This is a genomic window from Bacillus nitroreducens (assembly GCF_964021195.1).
Genome location: NZ_CAXHYI020000003.1, coordinates 2,926,097 through 2,941,925, shown reverse-complemented (window position 1 = coordinate 2,941,925; position 15,829 = coordinate 2,926,097). Strand labels below are relative to the sequence as shown.

General features: G+C 40.0%; 12 protein-coding genes and 2 rRNA genes. 4 read left to right on the top strand and 10 right to left on the bottom strand.

Annotated features, from left to right (window positions below):
- Nucleotides 1-65: 65 nt before the first annotated feature.
- On the bottom strand, nucleotides 66-941 hold the full coding sequence (locus ACWPVE_RS18235; protein ID WP_453995837.1) for a LysR family transcriptional regulator: 876 nt from the start codon (nucleotides 939-941) through the stop codon (nucleotides 66-68).
- Nucleotides 942-1,092: 151 nt separating this feature from the next.
- On the opposite strand from ACWPVE_RS18235, the gene ACWPVE_RS18230 reads away from it, so the two are divergent.
- From ACWPVE_RS18230 to ACWPVE_RS18215, 4 genes are all read left to right on the top strand, one after another.
- Entirely contained in the window at nucleotides 1,093-3,270 is a 2,178-nt protein-coding gene (locus ACWPVE_RS18230) for a malate synthase G (protein ID WP_453995835.1), read from the top strand.
- A 43-nt stretch (nucleotides 3,271-3,313) separates the two neighbouring features.
- Complete coding sequence (locus tag ACWPVE_RS18225) at nucleotides 3,314-4,078, top strand: fumarylacetoacetate hydrolase family protein (RefSeq protein WP_453995833.1); 765 nt, start codon at nucleotides 3,314-3,316, stop codon at nucleotides 4,076-4,078.
- A 263-nt stretch (nucleotides 4,079-4,341) separates the two neighbouring features.
- Nucleotides 4,342-4,812: a tRNA (cytidine(34)-2'-O)-methyltransferase gene (locus ACWPVE_RS18220; RefSeq protein ID WP_453995831.1), complete on the top strand. Its 471-nt coding sequence runs from the start codon at nucleotides 4,342-4,344 to the stop codon at nucleotides 4,810-4,812.
- Nucleotides 4,813-5,007: 195 nt separating this feature from the next.
- Nucleotides 5,008-5,871, top strand: a complete 864-nt coding sequence (locus tag ACWPVE_RS18215) for an AraC family transcriptional regulator (RefSeq protein WP_453995829.1) — start codon at nucleotides 5,008-5,010, stop codon at nucleotides 5,869-5,871.
- Between the two features lie 65 nt (nucleotides 5,872-5,936).
- On the opposite strand, the gene ACWPVE_RS18210 is transcribed toward ACWPVE_RS18215, so the two are convergent.
- The 9 genes from ACWPVE_RS18210 to ACWPVE_RS18170 all read right to left on the bottom strand — a co-directional run bounded on the left by ACWPVE_RS18210 (nucleotide 5,937) and on the right by ACWPVE_RS18170 (nucleotide 15,379).
- Entirely contained in the window at nucleotides 5,937-6,530 is a 594-nt protein-coding gene (locus ACWPVE_RS18210; RefSeq protein ID WP_453995827.1) for a YdeI/OmpD-associated family protein, read from the bottom strand.
- A 135-nt stretch (nucleotides 6,531-6,665) separates the two neighbouring features.
- Nucleotides 6,666-7,538 carry an ABC transporter permease subunit gene (locus ACWPVE_RS18205; RefSeq protein ID WP_453995825.1) on the bottom strand — a complete coding sequence of 291 codons (873 nt, stop codon included), beginning with the start codon at nucleotides 7,536-7,538 and terminating at the stop codon, nucleotides 6,666-6,668.
- Nucleotides 7,522-8,457, bottom strand: coding sequence for an ATP-binding cassette domain-containing protein (locus ACWPVE_RS18200; protein ID WP_453995823.1), 936 nt, complete (start codon nucleotides 8,455-8,457; stop codon nucleotides 7,522-7,524). The genes ACWPVE_RS18205 and ACWPVE_RS18200 overlap by 17 nt, the downstream gene beginning before the upstream one ends.
- 64 nt (nucleotides 8,458-8,521) lie before the next feature.
- Nucleotides 8,522-9,370, bottom strand: a complete 849-nt coding sequence (locus ACWPVE_RS18195) for a DUF4367 domain-containing protein (RefSeq protein ID WP_453995821.1) — start codon at nucleotides 9,368-9,370, stop codon at nucleotides 8,522-8,524.
- A gap of 283 nt (nucleotides 9,371-9,653) precedes the next feature.
- Nucleotides 9,654-10,916 (bottom strand): erythromycin esterase family protein, encoded by a 1,263-nt coding sequence (locus tag ACWPVE_RS18190; protein ID WP_453995819.1) that lies wholly within the window; start codon nucleotides 10,914-10,916, stop codon nucleotides 9,654-9,656.
- Nucleotides 10,917-10,925: 9 nt separating this feature from the next.
- Nucleotides 10,926-11,303, bottom strand: coding sequence for a hypothetical protein (locus ACWPVE_RS18185; RefSeq protein ID WP_453995817.1), 378 nt, complete (start codon nucleotides 11,301-11,303; stop codon nucleotides 10,926-10,928).
- Nucleotides 11,304-11,308: 5 nt separating this feature from the next.
- Nucleotides 11,309-11,569: a DUF1292 domain-containing protein gene (locus tag ACWPVE_RS18180; RefSeq protein WP_453995815.1), complete on the bottom strand. Its 261-nt coding sequence runs from the start codon at nucleotides 11,567-11,569 to the stop codon at nucleotides 11,309-11,311.
- A gap of 666 nt (nucleotides 11,570-12,235) precedes the next feature.
- A 5S ribosomal RNA gene (rrf, locus tag ACWPVE_RS18175) occupies nucleotides 12,236-12,351 on the bottom strand.
- 95 nt (nucleotides 12,352-12,446) lie between these two features.
- Nucleotides 12,447-15,379: ribosomal RNA gene (locus tag ACWPVE_RS18170) — 23S ribosomal RNA — on the bottom strand.
- Nucleotides 15,380-15,829: the final 450 nt, after the last annotated feature.

Here is a 15,829-nt window from a genome sequence, read left to right as displayed (position 1 = left end):
GTGTAGATTATGTTATCTGGACTATCCCCTATTAATCTATCGCTTTTATTGAGGGGCTGGCCCCTTCAGCTTTCCACCATGGCGATGAATTCACGTACAGCATGTGACATATATCTGTCTTTTTTCCAGATCATTCCTAGTTCTAAATTTATCGTAGGGTTTATAAAAGGAATGGCGATGATATTTTTACTGGTAATCTGTCTGCAAATTTGACTAGGTAATAGAGCCACACCTAATTTTGCCTCGACCATTTCGATCATAAAGTCCTTCTGTGAACTTTCACAAACGATATTTGGATAAAAATCAAGTTTGCCACATGCCTCCATAATCTTGTCATACAACGAAAAGTCATTTCTGTACATGATAAAAGGTTCCTTTGAAACATGCGTGAGTTCAATTGATTCTCGTTGTGATAACGGATGATCTTTATGGACAAGTAGTACTAGTGGATCTTCTACTAGTTTAATCATGTCAAAGTCTTCTTTTTGAATGGGGAGATTGCAAACTAAGCCAATATCAAGCTCCCCTTCTGCCACTCCACGTTTAATCTTTTTACTGCCCACTTCTGTTAAATTGATTTGTATGGAAGGAAACGCTTCTTTATAACTACTAATCAATTTTGAAAAAAAAGTGGCACCAATAATTGGAGGAATGCCGATTTTAATTTCGCCTTTTTTTAAATCTATGACATCACTTATTTCCATCGTTAAATTTTCATAGGCTTGAAGAACATTTTTCGCACTAACTAGAAATGCTTTTCCGACATCCGTTAAATCCAATTGCTTCGCTCCTCTATAAAATAAAGGAGTTCCTAGGTCAGACTCTAGCTTTCTAATGACTTTGCTTAATGATGGTTGAGAAATATGAAGAATGGAAGCTGCTTTTGTTATGTTTAAATGTTTCGCAACTTCTACAAAATATTCTATCTGTCTGATGTCCATTCTAATACCCCTTTCCCTACTAAATGGGTAATTTTAGCTTATTATACTTGAAGGTATAACCAAATGGAATAGCATACATGCGAAAAATGTATTTCTGTTTAAGCCCTATCACTATTAAAGTAATAGATAGATACTAAAGGAGGAATGCATGATGTCGAATTACATAAAAACAGGAAACCTTCAAGTTGCAAAAGTTCTTTTTGATTTCGTTAATTTGGAAGCACTTCCAGGGACAGGTCTTGACCGCGAAAAGTTTTGGAATGATCTAGGCCAACTTGTTTCTGATTTGGCTCCAAAAAACAAGTTATTATTAGAAAAACGCGACGAAATTCAATGCAAAATTGATGCTTGGCATAGAGAAAACGAAGTGATTGACTTCGATTCTTATAAATCCTTTTTAGAAGAAATTAATTACCTAGAAACACCAGTGGAAGATTTTAAGATTACGACTGAAAACGTTGATGATGTCATTACCGTTCAAGCTGGTCCACAATTAGTGGTGCCGATTGACAATGCTCGATATGCTATCAATGCTGCTAACGCACGTTGGGGCTCTCTATATGATGCATTATATGGAACGGATGTGATTGGTGAGGAAGATGGATTAGAAAAAGCAGGTCCATATAATACAAAACGCGGTGATCAAGTTATTGCAATTGCAAAAGATTTTCTTGATAAGACGGTCCCACTAAAAGACGCATCACATAAAGATGTCGTAAAATACGTGATCAATCAAGAAGATTTAGAAGTTGTTCTAGCAAATAACAACACAACGAAACTAGTAGACCCTTCAAAATTTGTTGGATACAATGGCAATGCCGAAAATCCTACAGCTGTTTTACTAAAAAATAACGGTCTCCATATTGAAATTCAAATTGATGCAGATCACCCTATTGGAAAACAAGATAAAGCGAATGTAAAAGATGTTTATCTTGAATCTGCCACAACAACGATTATGGACTTTGAAGATTCTGTTGCAGCTGTTGATGCAGAAGATAAAACTCTTGCCTATCATAATTGGCTTGGATTAATCAAAGGAGACTTAACTTCTCAATTCACGAAAAACGGAAAAGAAGTTACACGTACATTAAATCCTGATCGTACGTATACGGCTCCAAATGGTGAAAAGATTCAATTATCAGGTCGAGTGCTTATGTTCGTCCGTAACGTTGGTCACCTGATGACAACGAATGCCATCTTAGATCGTAATGGCAATGAAATCCCTGAAGGAATTATGGACACTGTATTTACAAGCTTAATTGCAAAACATGACTTATTAGGAAACGGAGTCTATAAAAACTCTGAAAAGGGATCCGTTTATATTGTTAAGCCAAAGATGCATGGTTCTGAAGAAGTAGCTTTTGCAAATGAATTATTTAACCGTGTTGAAGATATGCTTGACATGGAACGCCATACGCTAAAAATTGGTGTTATGGATGAAGAACGTCGTACAAGCCTGAATTTGAAGAATTGTATTTATGAAGTAAAAGATCGAATTGTCTTCATTAATACTGGATTCTTAGATCGTACTGGAGATGAGATTCACACTTCTATGGAAGCAGGTCCAATGGTACGTAAAGGTGATATGAAAACATCTACTTGGTTAAATGGATATGAAAATAATAACGTACGTATTGGTTTAGATACTGGCTTTAAAGGTAAAGCACAGATTGGTAAAGGAATGTGGGCGATGCCTGATTTAATGGCCGCGATGCTCGAGCAAAAAGGCGGACATTTAAAAGCAGGTGGAAATACAGCATGGGTCCCATCCCCAACAGCTGCTACATTACATGCAATTCATTACCATGAAATTGACGTAAGAAAAGTACAGAATGAACTTTCAAAAGTAGTAAAGAATTACCAAAATGAAATCTTACAAATTCCAGTTGTCGATAAGATTGATTGGTCCCCTGAACAAATTCAGGAAGAACTTAATAACAGCGCACAAACATTGCTTGGCTATGTTGTTCGTTGGGTAGACCAAGGGGTTGGATGCTCAAAAGTTCTTGATATTAACAATGTAGGCCTAATGGAAGACCGTGCAACATTACGTATCTCTAGTCAAATGCTTGCGAATTGGCTACACCATGGTGTTTGTACAGAAGAACAAATGTTAGAAACGCTTAAAAACATGGCTAAAATTGTTGACCAACAAAATGCGGGTGATGAGAAATACCGCCCTATGGCTCCGAACTATGATGAATCAATTGCGTTCCAAGCTGCATGCGATCTTGTATTCAAAGGAAAAGAGCAGCCAAATGGGTATACTGAACCGATTCTTCACCGTCGTCGTCTCGAAGTAAAGGAACAGGCTCGCTTAAAAAGCTAATAGAATGTACTGATGTTTTAGGCAGAATACGAGGAGTGAAACGATGAAATTTGGTAGATTTAAACATCAAGCGAATGGAACCATCTTACAAGGAATCGTAACAGAGAATGGAATCCAACAAATTGAAGGAGATATTTTTTCAGATTGGACAAATACAGACGTCACCTACCAAGTTGACGAACTAGAACTATTAGAACCACTTAGACCAAGACAGGTAATTGGGATTGGTGCGAACTATGTTCAGAAGGTAGAAGATCTACCTTCTGAGCTACCTGAAATTCCAGTATTTTTTTACAAGCCCGTTTCTTCTGTAATTGGGCCAGAACAACCAATTGAGATTCCAAGTAAAATAACAGAAGTGAAATTTGAATCAGAGCTTGCCGTCATCATTGGTAGATCAGCACGAAATATTTCTGAAGATGAAGTAGAAGACTACATCTTTGGCTATACAATTGCCAATGACGTGACAGCTCCTCAATTTTTCCATGAAGCTGGGCATTGGACAATAGGAAAGTCATTTGATACGTTCACACCTCTTGGTCCCTATATCGAAACGGCAATCGATCCTGACAAAGTGACCGTTGAGGCTTACTTAAACGGGGATAAGAAACAAGATAGTGAAACGAATCTAATGATTGTTCCGCTTAGAAAAATGGTTTCGTACCTATCCAGCGTGATGACACTAGAACCAGGCGACGTTATTTTAACAGGTAGCCCACTAGGTGCCGTCATGATGAAAAATGGTGATGAAATCATTTGTCGTATCGAGGGTATTGGTGAGCTACGAAATCCAGTAAAACAAGGCTAAAATTGTATTGCATGGGGATGGGAATTTGTTTTCCATCCCCTATCTTTTGTTTTGGAGCAAAAATATCAAATTGTACCATTACTCCCTTCAACTTCACGATTTTTTCCTCTTCTCACTTTACTGGAAAAGCTTATGAATGACGTCTTTTATGTTCCTCCCTATTTCACTATAATAAAATTTATGATCCACATAGAACAATTCCTTCTCTTCTCCATCCTTATGCTATAATTTAAAGGGTAAAATGTAGATAGGAGTGACCATTTTTGGCAATTCATGTTGTACTATTTCAACCAGATATTCCAATTAATACTGGAAATATAGCTCTAACTTGCGCTGCAACAGATTCCAAATTGCATTTAATTAAACCGCTCGGCTTTTCAACGGATCCCGACATGATAAAACGAGCAGGCTTTGATTTTTGGGATTCTGTCAATATAACGTATTATGATTCATTAGAAGATTTTTTTTCAAAGAATCAAGGTGAGTTTTACTTTATTGAAACATTTGGTGAAACATCACATACAGCTTTTGATTTCAGTGATGTCACGAAAGAACATTATTTTATGTTTGGAAAAGAAACAACGGGTTTACCAAAAGATTTACTCGAAAAAAATCGAAACCACTTTTTAAGAATTCCTATGAATGATCACGTTCGTTCGCTTAATCTTTCAAGTACAGCTGCTATCTTGGTTTATGAAGCTTTGCGTCAGCAAGGTTATCCAAACTTAACCTAACAGATCTTGGGCCTGTCTCCTTTTCGTTAAACACTTAACACATGGGGACTGCCCTTTCTTTCCTATAAAATGTATCTACTCAAACTTCATCCCCCTTTCCCCTACTCTTCCGACCTATCATACCGATATTTTTTTGTTTATAATGTCGAGTAAACAAATACTCGCTTTGTTATGATGATTTCGAGGAGGGATAACTTGTTAAAAGAATTAAACCAAGTGATTGACTATATTGAAGATCACCTCACGGAAGACCTTTCACTTGAACAGATCTCTGAATATGCTGGCGTTTCCGACTACCACTTTCGAACGGTCTTTTTTCATCTATCAGGCTTAACGCTTAGTGAATATATAAAGAATCGAAAACTTGCGGAGGCGAACAAGGAGTTACTAGATGGCGAAAAGGTAACAGAGGTTGCATTCAAATATGGGTATCAGTCAGTAGATGGGTTTACGAGGGCATTTAAAAAATGGAGTGGATTTCTGCCCTCCGATGCCATCAAGAAAAAGCTTAGCAAATCGTTCCCTAAACTATCATTTGTCATAACTGTTAAAGGAGGAGTTTCTATGGAATATAGAATCGTAGACAAACCAGCGTTTTATTTAGTAGGTGTTAGCAAACGTGTTCCCATGCAATTTGAGGGTGTAAATAACGAGATCGTGAAGCTTGCTATGAGCATTACAGATGAACAAAAGGAAGAAATGCATTCACTAAAAAATATCGAACCATATGAGATTGTCAATGCTTCCTATGATGCGGATGAAAATTTCTTAAAAGAAGAAGGCGAATTAACTCACTTAATTGGTGTACTGACAACCAATGATGAGGTCAGTGAAGAGTTGGAAAAAGTACCTGTGCAAGCATGCACATGGGCAATCTTCCCAAATGAAGGACCCTTTCCCACAACGTTACAAGAAACAATGGCAAAAACCTATTCTGAATGGCTACCTTCATCGGATTATGAAGTCATCAATGCCCCTACATTTTCCTTTACGAAAATGGATAAACAAAAAGAAAACTACGCATATAGCGAAATTTGGATTCCTGTTCGCAAGAAATAATCGGAAGGAGCATCAGACAATGTTAAGGACGAGAGGTAACATCCCCTCGTCCCTTTTTTATATACTTAATCATGTAATCCCTTACCTTCGAGTATGGGTTGGATGTATTTTTCAATCCTTGCCACTCGTGTTTTGGATTGCTTGGCTTTGGAGAAAAATAGAAGATATGCTCGTTGACGTCCGGGTGTCAATGATTCAAAAGCCTGTTTCAAATCAGGAATTTCATTAAATTTAGCGAGCAATTCTTCTGGAATCTCGTAATCCGAAGTCTCCTTTGTAGTCACTTTTAAGCCAGCTTGTTCTACTTTAATCGCTTCATCGATATACTCTTTTATAGTGGTTTCTACCTTTTCAATCTCCTGAACAGTAGTAAACCTCATTTGTCGCTGTGTTTGTGAGTTTTCCCCTGGTTTTGTCAGGATCCCTTGAGGATCCCTTAGCAGCGCACCCTTAAAAAACATAAGCGCACAATATTCTTTAAACCCCTGAATGATCACGATGTTCTTTCTTTCAAGCGTGTAGCAAGGCAATCTCCATTTCAGTTCTTCAGTCAGTCCACAATCAAGGGTAATCGATCTCAATTTCTCAAATTCTGCCTGCCACTTTTTCTCTTTACTAATATATTCATCTATGACTGGATTTCTCATGCCATTAGTCAACTTTTTCACTCCATTCATTATGCAAAATTAAGTGATTTCACTGAACCATGGATTCTATTAATTTGTTTCTATTGCCTTTTGGTTTCCATATAATCTGATTTTATCATCTTATCATGTATGATTGAAAATAATCATTTACACATCACGCTTATTAAAACGATAAATTGTAAATAGTACGATTAATACACCATATAGCAGTGCGTACCAAACCATGAGATTACTAGGTGTAGAAATGCTAGTGAACATTCCACCTTGTGCAAAAGACAACGGATTATCAGTTGTATCAAACAGTAAAACGGTCATTTTCCGATAAATGGAATCAACGGGAAAGATTAGACTCATGATAATCCCAATATTTACGAGCGTTGTCTTTTCGGCAAGTGAACCAAATTGTTCAATAAATCCACCAATAAATGCTGCACCATACAGAACAATGGATACAATTCCTGCATTTAAAGTGGTCATTCTCGTACTTACTAGTAATCCGAAAGATATTAAAACAAATGGCTGAATGACAAACACACTTACTGCTTTCAACATCTGGATTAGACTGATATCTAACTCCATCCATTCCGAACCAATTCCTTGATGAAGGGCGGTAATACTAAAAAAAAGACCGACTGCATAGGAAATCATGAGAAGGGATAATCCTACAAACTTCCCCATCACAAATTGTGCTCTAGAAATGGGGCGCATCAACCATGTATCAATCTGATGACTTGAAATTTCACCTGAAATAGATGTCACACTCGACAAAATTGCTAATAAAGCGATAATAAATGAAGAAAAATAGAGTCCGACCCCCAATAATTGTGAAGCAACAAATTGCTGCATTAAAATCAGTTCTGGTCCTTGAATCATGTTGGCCCCTCCACCTGGTGTATCTTTACCAGCAAAATAAATAGCCGTTCCATAAAGCGCCAGAAATATAAGGGTCATCACAATTGTGATGATAAAGATCCGCTTTGATATCATTTCTTTAAAAGTTAATTTACTGATTGTCCACATAAGCGTTCTCCTTTTTCTGGTTCACCCAATACAAAAAAACATCCTCTAAATGAGGGATAATGGGCTTCACTTCATAGATTGCAGTCCCATTTGTAGATAAATACTGAATGATTTTGGGTATATCCGATTCATTCTCGAGTTGGATCTCCCATCTTGTACGTGTGAGCTCCTCATTTACTTTTTGATATTGTGTTACAAAGGCTGGCAAGTTCGTGCCAATTGGCAGATCTGTTACTACTTCCACCTTTGTTTCTGTCATCAATAACTCACGCCAAGGTCCTTGTACAATCATATCTCCTTGATGAACAATTGATACATGATCACACACAGACTCCACTTCATATAACAAATGGCTATTCAAAAAGACTGTTTTCCCTTGGTCTCGAAGATAAACCATGAGATCTCGAACATCTTTCCGTCCAATCGGATCAAGTGCAGATGTCGGCTCATCCAGAAAAACAACCTTTGGATCATTTAAAATCGCACAAGCCAGACCAATTCGTTGCGACATCCCCTTCGAAAAACCACTAATTTTCCCATTTTCTCTACCCGTCATTCCAACTAGCTCAATGACTTCTTCAATTCGTTTATTACGACTGCGAACAGGTATTTTGCATAATTCGGCATGGCTTTGTAACAATTGTTTACCCGTTAACCATTCTGGGTAACGAAATAATTCAGGTAGATACCCTACTTGTTCGCGCGATTTTATTGTTCCAATTGGTTCCCCGAGAATATAACCCTCTCCACTTGTCGGTTGCAATAATCCAAGTAAGGTGCGTACGAATGTACTTTTTCCAGAACCATTTGGTCCTAGAAATCCATACACAATTCCCTCACCAATCGACAATGTTACATCCGATATTCCGCCTTTACCATTATAGGTTTTCGTTAAAGATTTCGTTTGAATAACGTTCATGTTCCTCCCCCAATGTCAGAATGAAAAATCAGAGCGTGCTAGAAACGCGCTGAATGTGTAGTCATTACTTCATTTGTAGACTTAATTGAATTAATTCATCTGCAGTCATTTTGCCGTGTGAAACGAGAACATGAAAATTACCGTTTTCTTGCCATACGATTGAAGATTCTTGTTCCCTTTCGACTACAATTCCTTGTGCTTTTCCTAAACGGATCTCACGTATCTTAGTACCTTCTGTTTCTACAACAGGAATTGGCAAGGTATTTTCAATATGATCAATACCTGCAAACTGTGTTTTTACATTTTCAGGTAAAAACGGTAGGGATAACAATGTCGCTTTTAATTCCGCAACAGATACTCCGTTAGGCACATTGATTTCGGGAGATTTTGTTTGCATATACGACAGATAATTTCCTTCCTTCACGAAATCAGTTTTGATAGTATCGTAAGTTGTGACTGAAAATGGCTTTTCATTTAAAGAAGCCTCAAATTGGTGTTTGGAGCCTAATTGAGTTAATAATTGATTTGCTTTTTCTACATGTAAGGTAAACGTTATAGTTGATGCTGGTATCACATTGACTCCCTCTGCCTCATATTCCTCTAACGTTGGGACATGATAGCCAGCTTCTTTTGCTGATTCAGAAGTTTCAAAGTAAGTTGGCCCATCTGTTATCCCTGACATATTCAGCTTTCCAACTCCTTTAAGGTCTAACGATCCTTCCTTATTTTCATGAAGCCAATTCTCGATTTCCTGTATATCACTTTGTGTCAACTTCACCATTTCTATTTGGTTCACACGGAATAAAGATAAAAAATGACTTGCTCCTGCTTGAACTTGAGGGATGGATAATGAACTAAAAATAGCTGTTACTGCAACTCCTGAGATTATCCAACGTTTCGTTTTTGATTTCAACTTCCGACATTCCTTTCAAATAGGTTTTTTCCAATGTTAAATTTAGAACTAAATCATTTCCATATTGATTATAAGATAACTTTTATCGTTTTTCAATAATTATTTCATCTTATATAACACATTATTATTGTTTCCAATGATTTATATATGATAAAAAAGCGCAAAAAAATAGGAGATACTCCAAGTACCTCCTATTAACAGAACCTCAAATTGTCCGTGCAGCCTCCCCTTCGGAGGAAAAAAAACCACTACAATTTAGTGAGAGTTTATTCATATGCTAGATTTAAATCACAACTCTTGTGACTTCTAGTGGAGTTAAAGCATTTGTTTGATTTACAAAAATAAACGCATCATATCGTTCCGATAGGACAGACGGAACATAGTTACCACGACGCTCATATTCTGGTTGATACACAACGCCGATTGCGCGGTGACCCATTTTGTTCATAAATAAATGTCTATTTTTATTCGAAAAAACGATCAGTTTATCATGTGCACCTGCTTGATAAAGTAGGTCTTCCCAACTGCCAGAAGCTGCTGGTGGGATATTCATCCTTTCAAAATCCACACCCCATTCTGTCGATGCAATCACCGTACCATGATGTGTACCAAAACCAACAATAAATACATGTTCAGGACCAGACGCTTCCCTTAAAAGTTGTCCAACATTAACAATACCTTCGTCTGCCATATCAGTTGCCCTTGCGTCACCCACATGTGTATTGTGTCCCCAGATAATACCTTTAGCTGTATGATTGTAAAACGAATCAATTCGATGCAGGACTTCTACCATGTGACGATCTCTGATATTCCATGATTCATTGTCATTTGTGATCATCGTGGTATAGTAGTTCTCAGCATTAGCCGTAATTAGTGCGTTCACTTCAACATTTAAACTGCCTTCCTCGTAGTCTTCATACATCAGTTTGTTTTTACTTATTTCAGTTAGAAGCTTTGTCACTTCTTCATGACATCCCTCGGAATAAAAGGCTGAAGACAAAGCATACTTTTCGGCTTCACGTTGAAATGGTTCAAAACAGGCAAAAGCCTTTCTTGCGACTTCAAGATTTGGAGAATTCCTCTTTTCTAGATACTTTAGGATTTCATCCATTGATTCCCACAAACTATAAATATCAATTCCATAAAAACCAACTTTCTTTTCATGTGGTTTGCCGTTATTATATTCCTTTAACCACTCAATTAACTCAATAATCTCTTCGTTAGCCCACATCCAAGTCGGCCAACGTTTAAAAGCCCTAAGGACATCACGAGCATTTTTGTATGTATTTCTATATCCTTTTATATACCGATTGACCTCTTGGCATGATGGCCAATCTCCTTCTACTGCAATAAATGTGAAATCCTTTTCAATAATTAATTTCTTCGTAATGTCTGCCCTTATTTGATAGAACTCAGACGTGCCATGTGAGGCTTCCCCTAATAAAACGTATTTCTGATTTGTAATGGCAGAAAAAAGTGGCCCAAAGTCTTTCGAATGGGTAATTGGAATCGCATGTTGTTGTATCGCTTGTATCATATCTACCATAATATCCCCTCAATTTTTATATTCTGCATTGTACGAATTCTCACCAGAATGAACAGAAAGTAGCGTATCCGCATATCCGACCAACCTATTTACAATCTCATCTGAAATGGCATATACAAGTTGATGTAGTGACGCTTTATGTAAAGCAGGATCATCAAAAATAATCGTAGTATTAATGAAAATCTCTTTTGTATCGAATAGATGATAGTGAATGATCACTTTGCCAGCTGCTCCACCAGTAAGCGGATCCTTATAGCTAGGTAAAAATACATACCATTCCTCTGCTGAAGGAGATCGAAAATTTTTTGTGAACGTTAGACCATTCAATTCTTTTTCTATTAACTCTCGCATTTGCGTATCCATTACATCCACAATTTTTTTACTCATGAAACTTACTCCGCTGGGTTAGCATCAACAGCTATTTCATATGCATCTAATACCATCTCACGTTCAGACGGATTTTCAATTCCTGTTAAATACTGTCCGTCTTCCGTATCCTCCACCTGCATGACAAACGTCTCGTTTTGATCTATCTCAGATCGCAACAAGGCATACGTTTTATCCTTCATATCAAATAACGCCTCAACCGAAAGCTCCTTTTCCTTTCCTTTCTCATCTAAAACAACAATTTTATCCCGATATACCTCACTCATCTAAGACACCTCCCGTAAATTGCATTCATATCTTCTCCAAAACCATAAAAATTACTAAAAGATTGTCTTACATTAAAAGGGATAGCGGTAAGTCTTTGAACGATATTACTAAATACACCGTTTTCAAGCTCTCATTATCCTGATAAATAGATTAGATACATTGAGATAATGGTTGAAGGATATACCCTTCCAAAAATCACTGAACGCTTTAGGGAAATAGGCTTTTTATCCATTACAAGGCATTGTTTAAAGTGACGAAACATTCTTTTGGGAGTCACTGAAAGGGCGAGAAATTACGCATAGAAAATCTAAAAAGTGTGGAGTACAAAAAGACGAAAAGAGGAATTTTTAATCAAGACCGAAACGGTAGTGTGATTGCTCGTAAAGCAGGAACAGGGCGTACTATTGAAATGTTAAGAAGAGCGGAAAAAAGCTCTAGAATGATTTCAAAAAAAGTCCCAAAAAGCAGGAATTTGTTTAAGTAGGCTTGTTATTATTTTTTCTAGTTCTATACAAGATTCCAATTGTTCTACCAGTAAATATAAAATTTCTATTTGTATCAGTAAATATATAGAGTATTAACATTAATAAAGCTATGAAATATCAACCTTTACAAAAAGAGTCAAACACAAAAAAAGACCAACCCTATCGGTTGATCTTTTAGTTGCTTAGCGACGTCCTACTCTCACAGGGGCAATGCCCCAACTACCATCGGCGCTGAAGAGCTTAACTTCCGTGTTCGGTATGGGAACGGGTGTGACCTCTTCGCTATCGTCACTAAACTATAAGAAGGATTCATTCCTTCAAAACTAGATAACGTATGCACATTCATTTATGTCTTGCTACGGCTCCTATACAGTCGCCTTCGCAATTCTATTTGGTTAAGTCCTCGATCGATTAGTATCAGTCAGCTGCACATGTCACCATGCTTCCACCTCTGACCTATCAACCTCGTCATCTTCGAGGGATCTTACTAGTTTAACACTATGGGAAATCTCATCTTGAGGGGGGCTTCATGCTTAGATGCTTTCAGCACTTATCCCTTCCACACATAGCTACCCAGCTATGCCCTTGGCAGGACAACTGGTACACCAGCGGTGTGTCCATCCCGGTCCTCTCGTACTAAGGACAGCTCCTCTCAAATTTCCTACGCCCACGACGGATAGGGACCGAACTGTCTCACGACGTTCTGAACCCAGCTCGCGTACCGCTTTAATGGGCGAACAGCCCAACCCTTGGGACCGACTACAGCCCCAGGATGCGATGAGCCGACATCGAGGTGCCAAACCTCCCCGTCGATGTGGACTCTTGGGGGAGATAAGCCTGTTATCCCCGGGGTAGCTTTTATCCGTTGAGCGATGGCCCTTCCATGCGGAACCACCGGATCACTAAGCCCGACTTTCGTCCCTGCTCGACTTGTAAGTCTCGCAGTCAAGCTCCCTTGTGCCTTTACACTCTACGAATGATTTCCAACCATTCTGAGGGAACCTTTGGGCGCCTCCGTTACTCTTTAGGAGGCGACCGCCCCAGTCAAACTGCCCACCTGACACTGTCTCCAAGGCCGATAAGGCCTTCGGGTTAGAATTTCAATACAGCCAGGGTAGTATCCCACCGACGCCTCCACCGAAGCTAGCGCTCCGGCTTCCAAGGCTCCTACCTATCCTGTACAAGCTGTACCAAAATTCAATATCAGGTTGCAGTAAAGCTCCACGGGGTCTTTCCGTCCTGTCGCGGGTAACCTGCATCTTCACAGGTACTATAATTTCACCGAGTCTCTCGTTGAGACAGTGCCCAGATCGTTACACCTTTCGTGCGGGTCAGAACTTACCTGACAAGGAATTTCGCTACCTTAGGACCGTTATAGTTACGGCCGCCGTTTACTGGGGCTTCGATTCAGAGCTTCGCTTGCGCTAACCCCTCCTCTTAACCTTCCAGCACCGGGCAGGTGTCAGCCCCTATACTTCGCCTTGCGGCTTCGCAGAGACCTGTGTTTTTGCTAAACAGTCGCCTGGGCCTATTCACTGCGGCTTTTCAGGGCTATGCACCCTAAAAAGCACCCCTTCTCCCGAAGTTACGGGGTCATTTTGCCGAGTTCCTTAACGAGAGTTCTCTCGATCACCTTAGGATTCTCTCCTCGCCTACCTGTGTCGGTTTGCGGTACGGGCACCATTTACCATCGCTAGAAGCTTTTCTTGGCAGTGTGGAATCAGGAACTTCGGTACTATATTTCCCTCGCCATCACAGCTCAACCTTACGGTAAGCGGATTTGCCTACTTACCAGTCTAACTGCTTGGACGCACATATCCAACAGTGCGCTTACCCTATCCTCCTGCGTCCCTCCATTGCTCAAACGGTAAAGAGGTGGTACAGGAATATCAACCTGTTGTCCATCGCCTACGCTTTTCAGCCTCGGCTTAGGTCCCGACTAACCCTGAGCGGACGAGCCTTCCTCAGGAAACCTTAGGCATTCGGTGGAGGGGATTCTCACCCCTCTTTCGCTACTCATACCGGCATTCTCACTTCTAAGCGCTCCACCAGTCCTCACGGTCTGACTTCGCTGCACTTAGAACGCTCTCCTACCATTGTTCGTAAGAACAATCCACAGCTTCGGTGATACGTTTAGCCCCGGTACATTTTCGGCGCAGAGTCACTCGACCAGTGAGCTATTACGCACTCTTTAAATGGTGGCTGCTTCTAAGCCAACATCCTGGTTGTCTAAGCAACTCCACATCCTTTTCCACTTAACGTATACTTTGGGACCTTAGCTGGTGGTCTGGGCTGTTTCCCTCTTGACTACGGATCTTATCACTCGCAGTCTGACTCCCGAGAATCAAGTCTTTGGCATTCGGAGTTTGACTGAATTCGGTAACCCGATGAGGGCCCCTAGTCCAATCAGTGCTCTACCTCCAAGACTCTATACTCGAGGCTAGCCCTAAAGCTATTTCGGAGAGAACCAGCTATCTCCAAGTTCGATTGGAATTTCTCCGCTACCCACACCTCATCCCCGCACTTTTCAACGTACGTGGGTTCGGGCCTCCATTCAGTGTTACCTGAACTTCACCCTGGACATGGGTAGATCACCTGGTTTCGGGTCTACGACCACGTACTCATTCGCCCTATTCAGACTCGCTTTCGCTACGGCTCCGTCTCTTCGACTTAACCTTGCACGTAATCGTAACTCGCCGGTTCATTCTACAAAAGGCACGCCATCACACATAAATATGCTTTGACTACTTGTAGGCACACGGTTTCAGGTTCTATTTCACTCCCCTCCCGGGGTGCTTTTCACCTTTCCCTCACGGTACTGGTTCACTATCGGTCACTAGGGAGTATTTAGCCTTGGGAGATGGTCCTCCCAGCTTCCGACGGGATTTCACGTGTCCCGCCGTACTCAGGATCCACTCAAGAGAGAACGAAGTTTCGACTACAGGGTTGTTACCTTCTCTGACGGACCTTTCCAGGTCGCTTCGTCTACTTCGCTCTTTTGTAACTCCGTATAGAGTGTCCTACAACCCCAAGAGGCAAGCCTCTTGGTTTGGGCTATCTTCCGTTTCGCTCGCCGCTACTCAGGAAATCGCGTTTGCTTTCTCTTCCTCTGGGTACTTAGATGTTTCAGTTCCCCAGGTCTACCTTCGCTTACCCTATGGATTCAGGTAAGGATACTGCCCCATTACGAGCAGTGGGTTTCCCCATTCGGAAATCTTCGGATCAATGCTTACTTACAGCTCCCCGAAGCATATCGGTGTTAGTACCGTCCTTCATCGGCTCCTAGTGCCTAGGCATCCACCGTGCGCCCTTTATAACTTAACCTGTTCGGCTTCGATAAGCTTCAAATTTCTTCGTCACTGCTCTCGTCAGCATCCTCTCGTACCGTTAAATACGCTCCGGTGCTTCCTCCATCAGTTCCTCGAACTTTTCGCTTCTCATGCGCCTATAAGTTTTAAAGAACTTACTTCAATGAATGTTTTGTTACGTTATCTAGTTTTCAAAGAACGAAGTTACTGACATCAATCACATCGTGATTTACATCAGTGAATAGTCTTCATGTAGCTTTGCGCTGAGGAATTAATCATCATTGACTAATATTGCAGACGCAAGCACAATTGATTTTTGCGAAAGGCAAAAATCGACCTTTGAAAGTACAAAAAGCACTCTCAAAACTGACCACAATACAAAACGTCTTTTTTATGAAGTTCGTAGAACTTCTATTGTCTAGCTACGGTTCCTAGCCTCTCGAGATTGCTTCACTTCTTCTGTCAA